Genomic DNA, 14,930 nt, shown 5'->3' with positions numbered 1-14,930 from the left:
CAACCCTCAAAGGAGCAAGAGCTAAAGCTCTTCCAGTTAGAGGCTTTACGATTTGGGAGTTTCTAAGATTGTCGTTGGCTACCCAAAGGGAATAGCTCGGAATCCTGATAAGAGCAAAAAGCAGAATTTTATCCTCTCTCACGTTTGGAGGTTCAATACTGTCATTAAACGCCTAACTGAAGTTGCGGAGGGGTATGGTATTGGTGTTGTGGTTGTTGATGAGGCTTTCACTTCTAAGCTTTGTCCCGTTTGCGGGAGGCCTCATGAGGAGGCTCGCTTCGTTCGGGGGTTGTTTAAGTGTCCCGCGACGGGACTTGTTTTTAACGCGGACTTGGTTGGTGGTTTCAATATTTTGAAAAAGGCCGTAAAAACCATAACCCCGAATCTGAGCGGGTTTTACGCTCAGAGGAGGGGTAACGGGGGGAGACCCTCCCTGAGGGGCTGAAAGCCCGTTTTAAATTGGGCTTTAATGAAGCCCCTCAAACCTCCCGCCAATGGCGAGGGGTTAAGCCGAACCCTCGCCCTCCAGGGCGGGAAGGAGGTCAGAAGGGGCACCACAACACCGCGCATGGAATCACCGAAGATTTTTGGGGGAAGGGGGTATTTTGGGGTTCCGGGAAGTTTTTAAGTATCGGTACCGATACCAAGTGTCGGGGGCGATACCTATGCTCTTTGACCCGAGACCAAAAGAGAGAAGGGAGGAGATGTTTGACAGGGAGGCGGAGCTTGATGCCGTTCTCACGGGTATGGAGGAGTATCCGATAACCCTTATCATAGGAATCCGCCGTGTGGGCAAGAGCTCCCTTCTAAAGGCGGCCCTCAACGAATATCAGGGAATCGGACTCTACCTGGAAAAAGGGAGACCCCAAAAAGGCCCTGGAAGCCACGATAGCAAAGGCAAGGAACATGATACGGGAGGAACTGCTAGAACTTGAAAAGCGCTCCCCGAGGTACACCCTCATCCTGCGCGCGGTCTCCATCGGACTATCAAGGTGGTCCGAGATAAGGGACTACGTGGAGGCAAAGAGCGGTCCCATAACGAACGCCAGGCTGGGCAGCCTTATCAGGAACCTGGAAAAGATGGGATGGATAAAGAAGGAAAACGGGGGGTACCGGATAATAGACCCAGTGGTGGAAAAAGTGTTGAGGGAGTGATCACATCTTCTCCGGCGCCTCTATGCCGAGCAGTTCAAGGGCATTCCTGAGAACCTGCTTTACAGCAAGCACGAGGAGCAGCCTCTCCTCCACGATTCCCTCCTCCGCCTTGAGCACCGGATGGTCCATGTAGAACTTGTTGAAGAGCGAAGCGAGTTCGTTGGCGTACCACGGAATCAGGTGGGGCTTAACGTCATTTCCTGCAATTTCAACGATTTCCGGGAATTTGGCGAGGAGCTTTACCAGTTCTTTCTCCCTGTTTGTGAGCTTTGAGAAGTCTGCCCTCTCAAGGAGCGTCTTCCAGTCGGTCTCTATGCCCCTCTCCCCGGCCTTCCGGAGGATCGAGGCACAGCGCGCGTGGGCGTACTGGACGTAGGGGGCGCTCTCGCCTTCAAAGTTGAGGACGTCCTCCCACCGGAATGTTATCACCTTGTCCGGGCTGTACTTGACGAGGTTGAAGCGAACCGCGCCGACGCCGACGGCCTCCGCGATGCTATCCTTCTCCGCGTCGCTCAGACTTGGGTTCTTCTCCTCCACTAGTTCCCTAGCCCTCTGAACGGCCTCGTTGAGGACCTCGTCAACCGTGAAGCCGACCCAGGTTCCCTTCCTCCCCGAGAACTTGCCCTCCGGCCTGACGACGTGCTCGTAAGCCAGGTGGTGGAAGTTCTCCGCGCTCTCCTCGAAGCCGAGGAGCTGAAGGGCGTACTTTATCGCCATCTGCGGGTGCTTCTGCTCGGCACCGATGACGTTGATGACTATATCCGCGTTTCCAAACCTGCCCGGCATCTCCTCTCCGCGGGGAGCGGTCGTCCAGGTCTCGTGGTTTTCGTGCCTGTCCCACGGCTTGTAGAGCATGTCCGCCTTTACCTTGCCGAACTTCCAGAGGTGATAGGCTATGTCTTTGCCGGTGTAGGTGGCGGTTCCGTCGCTCCTCTTAAGGACGAGGAACGGGTTCTTCATGTCCGGAAAGAGCTTCCTCAAATCCATCACGAAGGCACCCTTGTACTTGCCTTCCGTGGCCCAGAAGAAGTTCTCGTTGGCCTCGATGAGCTCGTAGGCCTCGCCGAAAATTCCGCTCCTCATTATGTCGCTCTCCCAGCTGAGGAGGTCGTAGGTTACACCCATGCGGTATGTTGTCAGCATCTGTGCTTTGACAACGCGCTCCGCCAATTTTCTCCCGATTTCGGCTGTCTCGTTATCGCCCTCTTCGAGCTTCTTCATAAGCTCGCGAACTTCCTTCTCGACCTCGGGGTTCTCCTCTATGCGCTTGTTAACCTCGACGTAGAGCAGTCCCATGACGTGGTCGATGAAGTCCTCCTTCAGGCCCTTCTCCCTCAGCTCTGCCTCAAGCCTCTCGAACTCCTCCTTCAGGTGGAGATAGCCCCAGAGAACCTGGGCAAACTGAACGCCGAGGTCGTCTATGTAGTTCTGAACCTCGACGGTGTAGCCGAGCTTGCGCATAATCCTCGCCACGGTGTCGCCGAGGACGGCGTTCCTCGCGTGCCCCATGTGGAACGGCTTCGTTGGGTTCACGGAGGTGTGCTCCACGATGACCTTCTTTCCAGTCCCAATCTTGCCCTCTCCGTAGGCGTTCCCCTCCTCAAGTATCTCGCGGACGAGGGCTTTGCCGAAGACGTCGTAGTTGAGATAGAAGTTTATGTAGCCGTTGACGGCCCGAACCTCGGAAACCTCCTCCGGCAACTTCTCCCTCAGCCTCTCAACGATATCCTCGGCGATGAGCTTTGGCGCCTTCCTGAAAACCCTCGCCAGCTGGAAGGAAACCGTCGTTGCGAAGTCGCCAAGCTCGATGCTGGGGGTGTCGTCAAAGGTTATCTCACCTTTCCACTCCTTTCCAGCCTCTTTCAGCATTTCTTCCAGAGTTTCGTTGAGGATGAGCCTGATCTTCTCCTTAACCTGAGCGTATCCCATTCCCACCACCGCAACCACTTATACCCAACCTTTAAAAAGTTCTCCGAGGGATTTACTTTGGGGATGGGTATGAGGCACCACGTCGGAGAGCACAAGGCCAAGAAGGGTTTGATAAGGATAGAGTTCGACGAGAGAGACGGTATTGCCGAGCACGTCAAGATTACGGGAGACTTTTTCATGCATCCGGAGGAGACCGTTCAGGAGCTCGAAAAAACACTTGAGGGACACAGGCTTGAAGAGCTGGAGAACCTGATAGACGAGTTCTTTGCGGTGAGGATGGACGTGGAGATGCCCTACGTTAACGTCGAGGACTTCAAGATCGCCCTGAAGAACGCCCTGGGGAAGTGAGGTGAGCCCCTTGCCCAAGATTGGCGCGGAGGTTCCCAAAAAGACCCTGGGCTACCTTCTAATAGTTTTCCTCGCGGCATCTTTCCTTGGTTATGTTTTTGCCCTCGGGAACCCCGATGCCGCGGTTGAGGCCGTTAAAAAACTTGCCGAGCGGATGGGACCTATCTCAGATTCCAGCTTTGAGAACTTCGTCAAGATATTCACCAACAACTCAATGGTGGCCTTCTTCATGCTCCTCTCCGGCCTCTTCTTCGGCCTCGGCCCCTGGCTCATAATGGCCTTCAACGGCTTCGTGGTCGGCCTCGTAGTCAGGGCCGTTCAGGCGAGCGGAGAGCTTTCGTTCCCCCAGATAATCCTGGGGCTGGTACCGCATGGAATCATCGAGATACCGGCGATAGCGCTCGCTGGGGTCTCGGGAATAGTCTGGTACCGTGAGATAGTAAGGGGCGAGGGAGAAGCGGGAGAAAGGTTCAGAAGGGGAGCGGAAAAGGGGTTAAAGCTCTTCGCAGTCTCAGTGCTGCTCCTCCTTGTGGCGGCTTTCATTGAGGCCTACGTAACCCCGCGCGTTGCCGGGGTCTGACGATTCTTCCACCTTCATGGTCATGAACGTTCCGAACTCCTCGTAGGTTTCTATCTCGCGCAGGATTACGTCCATGGGGTTCTCGAAACCGCTCACAACGCTCCGGATGTAGGCGCGGTAGCCGCCGTTCATCTCCATCATGCGCTCCGCCATCATTGCAACCTTCACCGGGTCGGTCGAGTGGAACTTCACTCCCTTCTCCACGAGCCACTTGGTGACCGCCAGCAGCTTTCCGGGATAGGTCGAAATCGTCGGGGTTCCAAGGGCTATGGCCTCCCTGTTCATCGTTCCCCCTGCGCCTATCATGAGCTTGGCATAGTAGAGCAGGCTGAGGCTGTCGACTGGTCTTTCGGGCATTATCACGTTTTCGAAGTGCTCAAAGCGTTTCCTCTGCTCCTCCGTCCTGGGGAAGAGGACTATGGGAGTCTCCGGAAGGAGAGGAATAACGTCCTCAAGAACGCTCTTCGGGGGCCCGTTGAAGTAGTTGGCCTTTATCGGCTCCGTGCGCATGACGATGTACTCCCCGCGCTTTAATCCCAGCTCGTGCAGGACCTTCCTGTCGGGGATGAAGCCGTAGAGGTGAGCCAGCTCAGAAAAGCCTTTAACCGGGCGCATCCCGTTTGGGTCGGCACCGCACCGGAGGAGTTCGTAGGCGTCTATTGCGGTTGGGTAGACGAGGAGCGTGGTGTAGGGGAGTATAAGCTTGTTCTGGGCAACGGCCGTCTCGTTGTCAACGAAGCCTATGGCGGGTATCTGGAGGCCGAAGGCAACCCTTGGGGCTTCGGCCGAATGTTTGTAAATCGCCAGGTCGGGCTTTTCTTCAATTATCAGCTTGGACAGCTTGTACATCCTTTCGGTGCCCGCCAGGAGCTTGCCCTCAAGGGTCGCACCGCCGTGCCTTCCGACCACGTAGTAATCAAACCCGAACATGTCAAGGATTCCGGTGAGTCCGTCGAACTCGCGGGTTGTGACCAGAACCTCGTGTCCGGCCTTCTCCAGCTCATTTATTACACCTTTGAAAAAGTGAACGTGAGGGGCGTTCGTGATGTCAATCCATACCTTCATTTTACCACCCATTTACTGGACAACTCTGTTCAATATAAGGCTTTCCCAAAAACGATTGTGAATCGTTCTTTTCAAAGTTTTTTCGTACCGTGCTGGGCCGAACAAACGTTTAAAACGCTTTCTTTCGGTGAAACCAAAAAAGTCACGTGATATACAATGGGAAGAAAAACGGTGGGGGGCCAAAGGGGACTCAAGACCCTGCAGGTGCAGGAAATCAGGCAGGAAATCGTTTTTTGGAAAAGACTTTTATTCAAGGACGGAGTTAGGGGGTAGTGGGTGAAAAGCATGCTGGACAGGATTGAGGACAAGAGCGTGGAGATAGCCGTGATAGGTCTCGGTTACATAGGCCTCCCGACGGCGATAATGTTCGCCAACGCGGGTTTCAGTGTCACTGGGTACGAAATAAGGAGGAACGTCGTCGAGAGCATAAACTCCGGAAAGGCCCACATAGTGGAACCCGAGATAGACGACCTCCTCAAAAAGGCCATCGAAAACGGCACCCTCCGGGCGACCTCCGATCCAAACGACATCAAGGACAAGGACGTCTACATAATCTGCGTCCAGACTCCCCTCAGGGACGATAAGACCCCGAATCTGGAGTTTCTGCGGAGCGCCGTCGAGACCGTCGCAAAGGCCATGAAAAAGGGTTCGCTGGTCATAATTGAGAGCACCGTTCCACCGCTCACCACCGTTAAAATGGCAGAACTCATAGAGGAACTCACCGGATTCAGGGCGGGGGCGGACTTCTACATGGTTCACGCCCCGGAGAGGGTGATGCCTGGTAGGATATTCAAGGAACTGGTTTACAACTCCCGCATTTTCGGGGGAATAACCCCTGAGAGCGCCGAGCTCGCCGAAAAACTGTACCGTTCCTTCGTCAGGGGACAGACCTTTAAAACCAGCTCAACCGTCAGCGAGGTCGTCAAGCTCATGGAGAACACCTTCCGCGACGTCAACATAGCCCTCGCCAACGAGTTCGCATTTTTAGCTCACCAGTACGGGATAGACGTCTTTGAGGCGATAAACCTGGCGAACACCCATCCGAGGGTCAAGATTCACGTTCCAGGCATTGGTGTCGGCGGCCACTGCCTTCCAAAGGACCCCCACCTGCTCGTCTGGCCCGCCAAGGAGGACTTTGGGCTGATAAAGCTCGCGAGGGAAGTAAACGACTCCATGCCCCTCTTCACTAAGGATTTGCTCTTCTCTGCCCTCAGGGAGCTGAACATCCCCCCGAGCGACGCCGTCATCGCCGTTCTCGGACTCGCCTACAAAGGGGACAGCGATGACACGAGAAACTCACCGGCGTTTGCGTTCGTCGATGCCATACGGGACGACGTTGCCGAGGTCAGAACTTATGATCCGTTTGTCAGAGGAACCCACGAAAGCCTGGAGGACGCCGTCGAGGGAGCCGATGCGGTCGTCATAGCCACGGACCACACGGCTTTCAAGTCCCTCGACTGGGAAGGGCTAGGTAAGCTCATGAGAACGAGGATCCTCGTGGATGGGAGGCACGTTGTGGAGAAACCGCCCCGCGGGTTCGTCTTCAGGGGAGTTGGGAGGGGGGAGTATTGAGGCCGGCCTTCGTCTTCGGAACGAGGCCAGAGATAATAAAGCTGGCACCGGTCATAAGGGCGTTCGAGGAGAGGGGTATCAAGCCGCTCCTCATCCACACGGGACAGCACTACGACTACGAGATGAGCAGGGTCTTTTTGGAGGAGCTTGAGCTCAATGGGATAGACCACCACCTGGAGGTCGGCTCAGGCACCCAGGCGGAGCAAACTGGAACCGCGATGATGAAGATTGAGAGGGTTTTGATGGACGAAAGGCCGGACGTGACCCTCGTGCAGGGCGACACCAACACGGTTCTGGCCGGGGCTATAGCGAGCGTTAAGCTGAAAATACCTGTCGCCCACGTCGAAGCTGGGTTGAGGAGCTTCGACAGGACGATGCCGGAGGAGATAAACAGAATCCTGGCCGACCACGCGAGTGAGGTTCTTTTCGCCCCAACGGAGGAGGCAAGAACGAACCTTGAGCGGGAGGGGATAACCGAGAACGTTTACGTCGTCGGCAACACTGTGGTCGACGCCGTTCTCCAGAATTCAGAGATAGCGGAGAAGAAGAGCGACGTTCTCAAGAGGTTCGGCCTCAAACCAAAGGAATACCTCCTGATAACAGCCCACAGGGCCGAGAACACGGACAGCAGGGAGAATCTGACAAAGCTCGTTGGGATACTTGAGGCCCTTCCGATAAAGGCCATCTACCCCATGCACCCGCGCACGAGGAACAGGCTGAAGGAGTTCGGCCTCTGGGAAAGGATAAGCTCGATAGAGAACCTCATCATCACCCGGCCCCTCGGCTACCTCGACTTCCTAAAGCTGGAGAAGAACGCCTTCGCGATAATGACGGACTCCGGCGGAATACAGGAGGAGAGCATAATCCTCAACGTGCCCTGCCTTACCCTCCGCTACAACACCGAGAGGCCAGAAACGGTAAAGGCGGGCGGCAACATCCTCGTCGGCCTGGAGAAGGAGCGGGCTATTGGATACCTCCAGAAGCTCATGGAGGACGAGGGGTTCTACCGGAAAATGGCAGAGGCGCCGAATCCCTTCGGCGACGGAAGGGCAGGAGACAGGATAGTGAGAATACTGCTGGAGCTTAACGAAAAGGGGGAGTTGGGGGTCAGGAGCTCAAGGTTCATCTGACTTTTTCTTTTGGCTTCTGCGGTTAGGGATTGAGTGTCCGTGCCCACTCGGCGATTTCCTTTCCAATCTCTTCAGCGAGGATGTCCCAGCAGTCCCCGCCGGCCAGTCTGCCGCGCCGCACCTCAAGGACGTTCCAGTAGACCACCTTCAGCGAATGGGAACCGTTACCGGACTCCGCCGCCTTCATCGCGGCGTCAAAGAGGTCGCTGGCGAAGTACTTCAGGTCGTCAGTTTTGGTCGAATCACCCGAGTATTTCTCCTCCACAGATAGATAGCTTCCAACGTCGCCCCGGGAGCTCATGTAAACGAGAACGCTCGCGTAGCAGGATTCGTAGTAGATGTTCTCCTCGTGGCCGTAGAACGGCACGAAGAATATTATCAGCGGTTCCGCTATTCTCTCGGGGGGTTTTTCGCCCGGGAGGAGGACGAGCGGCTCGACGCTCCTGAACTCGGGATAAAGGCCGCTGGAGCCAAGTGCCTCAGCGGTTTCTTTTTTCAGAGCGTTTTCGAAATCTTCTTCCGTGTTTTCGCCGGGGTAAATCCCAGAAGACAGTGTTAGGCTGTACGGGAGCTGAACGACCACCCTGGGAGATGAATTCACCTCAAACAGAAAGTTGAACTCTCCCCTGGCTTCATTGCCGACGGAAACGGAAGAGGCCGTGTAGCCGACCAAGAGGAAGCAGAGGATAACGACTGCGAAAACCGGGAGGTAAAGGCGTCTCATCGCTGCCCACCCCTGCGGATGCCCTCCACCTGATCGGCGATGGCCTTCGCCGCCTGCCTCAGAAGGTAATCGTGATAGCCCCTGAGAGCTATGAAGCCTTCGGATTCGTCAGAAACTTCGGCAATGATGTGAGTCTGGAACTGGGGCTTTTTGGTCCCTTCAAGCTTTAGCAGTGCCTTCTTCTTGTCGGTGGCGTTCATGTACTTGAGGTAAGGGGTTGGATCGCCGGCACTTGAGTAGATGGCAACTGCCAGTACGTGTCCCTTTGAGAGCACGGGGAGGTAGCTCACGTTAACCCACTCGACCCAGACCGCCAGAAACTGGCCGTCGCATTCCACGGGGGCGGAGAGCGTCAGAACCCTGTGTCCCCTAGCCCTCAGTTCTGAGGCGACCAGACCCCCAAAGGGAGAATCAGGGTACACGCAGAACCCCTCGTTGAAAGTCGCGTTGGTATTCCTCACTCCCACAGTTTGGACACTCGCATGGGTCTCTGATCTGGCCAGGGTGAAGTCTCCGAAGTAGAATATGAGAACCAGGACTACCATGACCATACCAACGAGGTGCAGCTTTTTCATTTTCTCCCCCAGTAAAGTAACACTTTCGGGGATTTAAACTTTTTGGAGTTAGATTTGAACGATATCCAAAGGAGTTGTGGATTCATCATTCAAGTGGTGACGCTGCGGTCGTCGGCCGGGTGCCTCACGCGCTCACCTGCTGATGCCGTTCGCGAGAAAAGGTAAACGGCTAAACCGGAGTGCCGATGTAAATTCCGTGCCGGGTCCGGACTATCCGTATTCTTATCCGGTCTCCTATCTCTGCGTCCGTGTTTACGACCTCGATGAGCCGGTTCCGGGCTTTCGCCAGCATCTCGCCCTTTATCCTCCCAGGAAGAACGATCTCGGCCTTGACGATTTCTCCCGGCCTGAAGGAGAGGGGAATGAATTCGCGCTTTTCCATTCCGAAGTGCCTGGGCTTCAGAACGAGCGGCCTCATGCCGGTCTTCTCCTCAAGCTTTCTGAGCCAGGCGTAGAAGTCCTTGAAGGGGACGAGCTTCGCTATCGTCGGGTTTCTGCCGAACTTGTACGGGATGTAGTTCTGAAAGCCGAGGGCCGGCCAGCGCTTTCCGGCGCCGATTTTCCTCGCGAACTCTATGAAGGCCTCGGCCTCATCGTCGTTTATTCCAAAGATTATGACGGGGGCGAGGAGAACGTCTATTCCCGCGTTGACCAGAGCCTCCGCCATGTCTAGGACGTGCTCAAGGTCGTAGCTCTTCATCCCCATGAGCATCCTCGCCTTGTCCGGGTCGAGGGAGTGGATGGAGAGGTTCACCCTGTCGAGGCCGGCCTCGGCAAGCTCCTCAACAAGTTTGTCGTTCAGGAGCGTTCCGTTGCTCTGCATCGAGATGACGGACACGTTCGGGTGCTCCCGTAAAGCCTGGACGAGCTCGACGCGGAAAGGGTAGATGAGCGGCTCGCCCTGCCCGTCGAGGTGCGCCTCAAGTCCCCTTCCCTTTATCCTCGCAACGTCGTCGAACCATTTCACGAGGTAGTCAACGTCAACGACGTAGTCGAGCTTCCTCGTCCTCGAATACGGTCCCTCGTCCACGGAGCAGAACACGCAACTGAGGTTGCAGCCGCTCACGCCCCTGACCTGTATGAGGTTGGTCCCCCTGTCTATCAGGCCGAAGGCGTTGTAGCCGAGGAGCGGAACATCGAGTCCCTCATGGATGTAGATGACCTTCCTTCCGGTATAGCGGTTTCTCAGCAGGGCGCCGAGGTTGTTCTGGATGTAGAGGGCTATGTACTTCTCAACGTCGGGGTAGTCGGCCTCCACCAGGAGGGCACCGTCCCTCGCGGTTATGACTGGTTTCACGCGGTATTTCCGTTTAATAGCTCTCGCGAGTTCCTCCTTCTCAAAATCGGCGCAGAGCGTCTCGCGCCAGACCAGTCTGATATTCTCACCGGCATCTTCAAAGTGTGTATGGGGAAGCCTTACCGCTATCATGTTTGCGGGTTCCGCGGGGGTTTTAAAAACCCGCCGATGGACAAAACATCCGTCCCCCGGTGATGGCTGTTCTCCAAATAGTGTTTTCCGATAATTTTAAATACTTTCGTTGCATATTCTTACTTGAGTGTCATCAATGCCCAAGTTTTATAAACCCTCAGAAGTCGCAGAACTCTTAAACTACAACAAAGTCACAATAATCCGCTGGATTCACGCAGGAAAAATCAGGGCAATCAAAATAGGCCGAGACTACAGAATCCCCGAAGAAGAAGTCCAAAAACTACTCGGCAAAAAGAACGAGACAACCAGAGCAGTCCTCTACGCAAGAGTCTCAGGAAGAGACCAGAAGAACAACCTTGAAACCCAGCTCAAAACCCTCGAACAATACGCAGTTAGCAAAGGCTACCAAATCGTTGAAGAAGTGAAAGAAATTGCCTCCGGACTGAACGAGAACAGGAAAGGCCTTAAAAAACTCATCAACCTCGCCAAGAACGGAGAATATGACATCCTTTTAATAACCTACCCCGACAGGCTAACAAGATTCGGTTTCAAATACTTGGAAGAACTCTTCTCAGCCTACAACGTGAGGATTGAATCGGTCTTCAAAAAAGATAAGACTCCCCGAGAAGAACTCATTGAAGACCTAATAGCCATAATAACCAGTTTTGCGGGGAGACTCTACGGGTTAAGAAGTCACAAGAACAAGAAGTTCGTCCAAGAGTTCAAAAAACTCCTCACGGAGGTTGAAAACGAGTGAAACTAACCAGAACAGTAGTCCTTGAGAGTCTCCCCCTCACGAGGAGAAAGTTCGAAGCGATAAAAGAAGTGTATGATGAATACTCGGCGATTCTGGAGTTCCTGACAGATTACGCCGTCGAGAACAGGGTGAAGAGCCACCTGAAACTCAGAAAACTCTTTTATGGAAAACTCAAGGAAGAATACGATCTTCCAACGCACTATTACTACACGGTTTGCCAAGACGCCGTAACGAGGGCTAAAAGTTTTCTTGAACTGAAAAAGAAGGGAAGAGCGGGAACAGAGAAACCAGTCGTCAGGAAAATCTCCCTCTGGCTGGACGATGTTCTGTGGGACTACAAACGATTCCCCCAATTTAACACGCTCAAAGACGGAAGAAAAATCCTTGTGATTGGATTGACCACCAAACGGGGGCGAGTAAAACTTCCTCTGAAACCCCACAAACTTTTCTTCAAGTATCTCAACGAGGGATGGAAAGTCAAGGCTGGCGTGAAGCTCCATATTGTCGAGAAAGAACGAAAAGTTCTTGCGTATTTTGTCTTCGAGAAAGAGTTTGATGAAAGAGAACTGACTGGAAACTTTCTCAGCGTTGATTACAATGCTGATAACGTTTCCTTTGGGACTGGAGAGTTCCTGATTCAGGTTCAGACTGAATTGGGAAGACTGACGAGGTTTTATTCCAGTGTGAGGAAGGGGATTCAGGAGTCTCACTCGGTCGGCTGGAATAGGAAACTGCCTTCAACGAGGGGAAAGGAACTCCTAAGGAAGTTCGGACGGAGAAAGATGAGTAGGAGAATTGATTTGCAGAGGAAGTTGGCGAAGAGACTGGTTGAAGTTGCCAAAGAGTTGAACACTACGATTGTCCTTGAGGTTGTTCCCAAGAATTTCAACCAGAAGGTGACCAAGAGGAGAAGGAAGAGCGAGAAGAGGTTGAGGGATACTCTTCATAATATTGGGATGAACGGGTTTCAGCGGTTCGTTTTGGAGAAGGCTATTGAATATGGTGTTCCTGTGGTTTTCGTCAACCCCTCTTATTCTTCTCAGGTTTGTCCGCACTGTGGTGCGTTTAAGGTTAAACCCGATGACGACGCTCTGCGTCGGAGGGTTTTCGAGTGTCCCGTTTGTGGTTTTTCTTTGGATAGGGATTTTGTGGCGGTCTTGAACTTGTTGGGGCTGTTTCCGTTCAGCCCGAAGGCCTGTGAGCCGCCAGTTGAGGACTCGGTGAGTCCTGTGATGCTGGTGGTTGAGGCCAACCTCCTGCACCACAAGAATTCCTTGGTAGTGGTTAGCGAGTGTTTGCAACGAAAATAGGTGCAGGAAGAAACGGTTCCAGACATCCACGCCCAAAAGTTTTTAAGGGGAGACCTTTTGCCCTCATGCGGGCATGGAAACATTTTAATATTATTGAATTAAACAGTCTAGTGATGAACTAGTATGGGTGATAGTGATGTGGGGAAAGATCGAGCATTACTTTGACGAGTATCCCGTGAGGAAGCAGATCGCCAAGACGCTCCTCAAGTACGGCCTCAGAGTTTCCGATGATATGAAGATTAAGGCCGGTGACATAGAGGTTCCGTACACCAAGATCGCGAAGGCCCTCGACGTTGACCGGCGCGTCGTCAAGGAAACCGTTGGGATGATACTCAAGATACCCGAGCTGAAGGAGGTATACACCAACCTTGAACCGACCGTTCACATGAAATACGTTGGAAGACACGTCGGCTACGGCGTCATAGAGATTGAGCCCGAACCCAGGGCGATAGGAATACTCGCCAAGATCGCCCAGAAGATAGCGGAGAGGGACATAAACATCATCCAGGTCGTTGCCGAAGACCCCGAACTCTATCCCGAAGCAACCCTCACGATAATCACCGAAAAGCCGATCCCCGGCGACCTCATCAACGAGCTCTCCAAGCTGGAGGGCGTCAAGAGAATATCCATCTACTGACGGCTTTCCATTTTGATTGAAATTTTCATCAATTTTCTATACATTATGTAATCAAATCCCGAAACTTCGTGACTCCTCTCAAGCTGTGCGCCATGAGGAACCCTTTCTAACATCAGAGAACAAGTCTGATGCCCCTGTTTTAACCAAACGTTTTAAACCTTTGTTATTCGCAGGTAAGGTTTATAAGCCATTGTTTAAAACCAAAAATTAGCTTCGCTTAACTCTATTGGGAGCACTTCCATCAACCTGCGGAGGGTTGTCGAATGGGAGAAGCAAGCAGGATAAGCCGCTACCTGTACACGGTTATCGTACTGTTCCTAATATGGCTGTTTCTAACGGCCAGTTTGGACCCACAGGAACTGGAAATCGGCCTACTACTGTCGCTCATCGTCGGTGCCTTCACCTACGAGATATTCACAACGAACGGCCTCGCAAACCTCAGCCCGAGGAGGATAGCATACGCAATAGCCTACATCCCCTACTTCCTGTGGGCGATGATAATGGCAAACCTCGACGTCGCATACAGGGTTCTGCATCCCAAGAGACCGATAAACCCGGGAATCGTCGAGTGCAGGACTGTTCTTGAAAGCGACGTCGGGAAGCTCAGCCTGGCGAACTCCATCACCCTGACTCCGGGAACCATAACCCTCGACGTTGACGGTGACAAGTACTTCATACACTGGATAGACGTCAAGGACGATTCTGTTGAAGGTGCCTCCAAGAACATAACCCAGCCCTTTGAAAAGTTCCTGAAGGTGATCTTCGGATGATAGGGATAAACATTTATCTCGCGCTCATAGCCGTAGCGACGCTGCTCAGCATGTACAGGGTCTTCAGAGGACCGACCACAGTTGACAGGCTCGTCGCCGTTGACATCATGACAACCATAACCACCGGGCTCATGGTTCTCTTCGCGCTCTACTACAGGAGGATGATATTCCTCGACGTTGCCCTGGTCTACGCGATACTCGCCTTCGGTGGAGTCATAGCCTTCGCGCGCTACATGGAGGGAGGCCTATGAACGCGCTCACCGCCATCGGTGAAATCCTCGTGCTGCTGGGAACGTTCTTCTACTTCCTGTCGGCGCTGGGTCTCATCAGAATGCCGGACGTCTACAACAGGATGCAGACCTCGACCAAGAGCGCCACTCTCGGTTCGCTCGGTGTCCTGGTGGGCGTCGGCATCTGGGCGCTCGGCACCGACTTCGGAAGCATCCCCTGGCTCACGAAGACCATCGTCATCGCGGTCTTTCTGCTGCTCACCAACCCGATAAGCGCCCACGCGCTCATAAGGGCGGCCTACAAGAGCGGCATACCTCTCTGGGAGGGCAGCGTTGTTGACAAGTACAGGGAGCACCTGGAGGCACGGATGAGGGAGGAAGTTGAGGCCCCCGAGGCACCCGAAGAAACACCCGCTGGGGAGGGTGGTGAGGAATGAACTGCATAACCTGCATTGAATACATCATAGTCGGCATCATGATAATATCCGCGGTTCTCGCGGTGGAGTGGAGAGACCTCCTGGCGGCGGCAGTTGGAATGGCCGCGGTCAGTCTATTCGCCTCGCTGCTGTTCTTCATGCTGCAGGCGCCGGACGTCGCAATGACCGAGGCAGCTATAGGCGCAGCGCTCAGCGGTGCGATATTCATCTTCGCCATCAAGAGAACCCAGCGCTTTGAGACGGAGGAGGAAGAAAAGCCCGGCTGGTGGGTGAGGTGGTGAA

The 14,930-nt window shown here is 53.9% G+C and carries 16 protein-coding genes and 2 pseudogenes; 13 read left to right on the top strand and 5 right to left on the bottom strand.

The window, feature by feature from the left end:
• Nucleotides 1–40: 40 nt before the first annotated feature.
• Both E3E51_RS04265 and E3E51_RS04260 read left to right on the top strand, forming a co-directional pair.
• Nucleotides 41–489, top strand: a pseudogene (locus E3E51_RS04265) (zinc ribbon domain-containing protein); the annotation flags it as partial.
• Nucleotides 490–665: 176 nt separating this feature from the next.
• Nucleotides 666–1,155: pseudogene (locus tag E3E51_RS04260) on the top strand (hypothetical protein).
• On the opposite strand, the gene E3E51_RS04255 reads toward E3E51_RS04260, so the two are convergent.
• The gene (locus E3E51_RS04255; RefSeq protein ID WP_167912137.1) at nt 1,156–3,084 is read right to left on the bottom strand and encodes an arginine--tRNA ligase; all 1,929 of its coding nucleotides are present in this window, start codon (nt 3,082–3,084) and stop codon (nt 1,156–1,158) included.
• Nucleotides 3,085–3,153: 69 nt separating this feature from the next.
• Between E3E51_RS04255 and E3E51_RS04250 the strand changes: the two genes are divergently transcribed.
• The gene (locus tag E3E51_RS04250; protein WP_167912136.1) at nt 3,154–3,432 is read left to right on the top strand and encodes a lipoate protein ligase C-terminal domain-containing protein; all 279 of its coding nucleotides are present in this window, start codon (nt 3,154–3,156) and stop codon (nt 3,430–3,432) included.
• Nucleotides 3,433–3,442: 10 nt separating this feature from the next.
• Nucleotides 3,443–4,012 (top strand): stage II sporulation protein M, encoded by a 570-nt coding sequence (locus tag E3E51_RS04245; protein WP_167911872.1) that lies wholly within the window; start codon nt 3,443–3,445, stop codon nt 4,010–4,012.
• Here the strand turns inward: E3E51_RS04245 and E3E51_RS04240 are convergent.
• Entirely contained in the window at nt 3,944–5,077 is a 1,134-nt protein-coding gene (locus E3E51_RS04240; RefSeq protein ID WP_167911871.1) for a DUF354 domain-containing protein, read from the bottom strand. The genes E3E51_RS04245 and E3E51_RS04240 overlap by 69 nt on opposite strands.
• 285 nt (nt 5,078–5,362) lie before the next feature.
• Here E3E51_RS04240 and E3E51_RS04235 point away from each other — a divergent pair, with 285 nt between their 5' ends.
• Together E3E51_RS04235 and wecB are read left to right on the top strand one after the other, a co-directional pair.
• Entirely contained in the window at nt 5,363–6,649 is a 1,287-nt protein-coding gene (locus E3E51_RS04235; protein ID WP_167912135.1) for a UDP-N-acetyl-D-mannosamine dehydrogenase, read from the top strand.
• Nucleotides 6,646–7,779, top strand: coding sequence for a UDP-N-acetylglucosamine 2-epimerase (non-hydrolyzing) (wecB, locus tag E3E51_RS04230; RefSeq protein ID WP_167911870.1), 1,134 nt, complete (start codon nt 6,646–6,648; stop codon nt 7,777–7,779). Before E3E51_RS04235 ends, wecB begins: the two co-directional genes overlap by 4 nt.
• A gap of 22 nt (nt 7,780–7,801) precedes the next feature.
• On the opposite strand, the gene E3E51_RS04225 is transcribed toward wecB, so the two are convergent.
• The 3 genes from E3E51_RS04225 to E3E51_RS04215 form a co-directional block, all read right to left on the bottom strand.
• Nucleotides 7,802–8,503, bottom strand: coding sequence for a hypothetical protein (locus E3E51_RS04225; RefSeq protein WP_167911869.1), 702 nt, complete (start codon nt 8,501–8,503; stop codon nt 7,802–7,804).
• The gene (locus E3E51_RS04220; RefSeq protein WP_167911868.1) at nt 8,500–9,078 is read right to left on the bottom strand and encodes a hypothetical protein; all 579 of its coding nucleotides are present in this window, start codon (nt 9,076–9,078) and stop codon (nt 8,500–8,502) included. The genes E3E51_RS04225 and E3E51_RS04220 overlap by 4 nt, the downstream gene beginning before the upstream one ends.
• A 169-nt stretch (nt 9,079–9,247) precedes the next feature.
• Nucleotides 9,248–10,507: a radical SAM protein gene (locus tag E3E51_RS04215; protein WP_167911867.1), complete on the bottom strand. Its 1,260-nt coding sequence runs from the start codon at nt 10,505–10,507 to the stop codon at nt 9,248–9,250.
• Nucleotides 10,508–10,643: 136 nt separating this feature from the next.
• Here E3E51_RS04215 and E3E51_RS04210 point away from each other — a divergent pair, with 136 nt between their 5' ends.
• The 7 genes from E3E51_RS04210 to E3E51_RS04180 all read left to right on the top strand — a co-directional run bounded on the left by E3E51_RS04210 (nt 10,644) and on the right by E3E51_RS04180 (nt 14,929).
• A complete protein-coding gene (locus tag E3E51_RS04210) occupies nt 10,644–11,264 on the top strand; it encodes an IS607 family transposase (protein WP_167912134.1) in 621 nt (206 codons plus the stop codon).
• Nucleotides 11,261–12,574, top strand: a complete 1,314-nt coding sequence (locus tag E3E51_RS04205; protein ID WP_167911866.1) for an RNA-guided endonuclease TnpB family protein — start codon at nt 11,261–11,263, stop codon at nt 12,572–12,574. Before E3E51_RS04210 ends, E3E51_RS04205 begins: the two co-directional genes overlap by 4 nt.
• Nucleotides 12,575–12,710: 136 nt before the next feature.
• Entirely contained in the window at nt 12,711–13,211 is a 501-nt protein-coding gene (locus tag E3E51_RS04200) for a regulator (RefSeq protein ID WP_167911865.1), read from the top strand.
• A gap of 263 nt (nt 13,212–13,474) precedes the next feature.
• Nucleotides 13,475–13,981, top strand: a complete 507-nt coding sequence (locus E3E51_RS04195) for a Na+/H+ antiporter subunit E (protein ID WP_167911864.1) — start codon at nt 13,475–13,477, stop codon at nt 13,979–13,981.
• Nucleotides 13,978–14,232 (top strand): monovalent cation/H+ antiporter complex subunit F, encoded by a 255-nt coding sequence (locus tag E3E51_RS04190; protein WP_167911863.1) that lies wholly within the window; start codon nt 13,978–13,980, stop codon nt 14,230–14,232. The genes E3E51_RS04195 and E3E51_RS04190 overlap by 4 nt, the downstream gene beginning before the upstream one ends.
• Nucleotides 14,229–14,648 carry a monovalent cation/H(+) antiporter subunit G gene (gene mnhG, locus E3E51_RS04185; RefSeq protein WP_167911862.1) on the top strand — a complete coding sequence of 140 codons (420 nt, stop codon included), beginning with the start codon at nt 14,229–14,231 and terminating at the stop codon, nt 14,646–14,648. Before E3E51_RS04190 ends, mnhG begins: the two co-directional genes overlap by 4 nt.
• Entirely contained in the window at nt 14,645–14,929 is a 285-nt protein-coding gene (locus tag E3E51_RS04180) for a DUF4040 domain-containing protein (RefSeq protein WP_014788046.1), read from the top strand. The genes mnhG and E3E51_RS04180 overlap by 4 nt, the downstream gene beginning before the upstream one ends.
• Nucleotide 14,930: the final 1 nt, after the last annotated feature.

The sequence above is a fragment of the Thermococcus sp. 21S7 genome (assembly GCF_012027615.1).
In the GTDB taxonomy this organism is placed as follows: domain Archaea; phylum Methanobacteriota_B; class Thermococci; order Thermococcales; family Thermococcaceae; genus Thermococcus.
The sequence above is the reverse complement of the archived record's forward strand: the minus strand, read 5'-3'. Positions and strand labels throughout refer to the sequence as shown.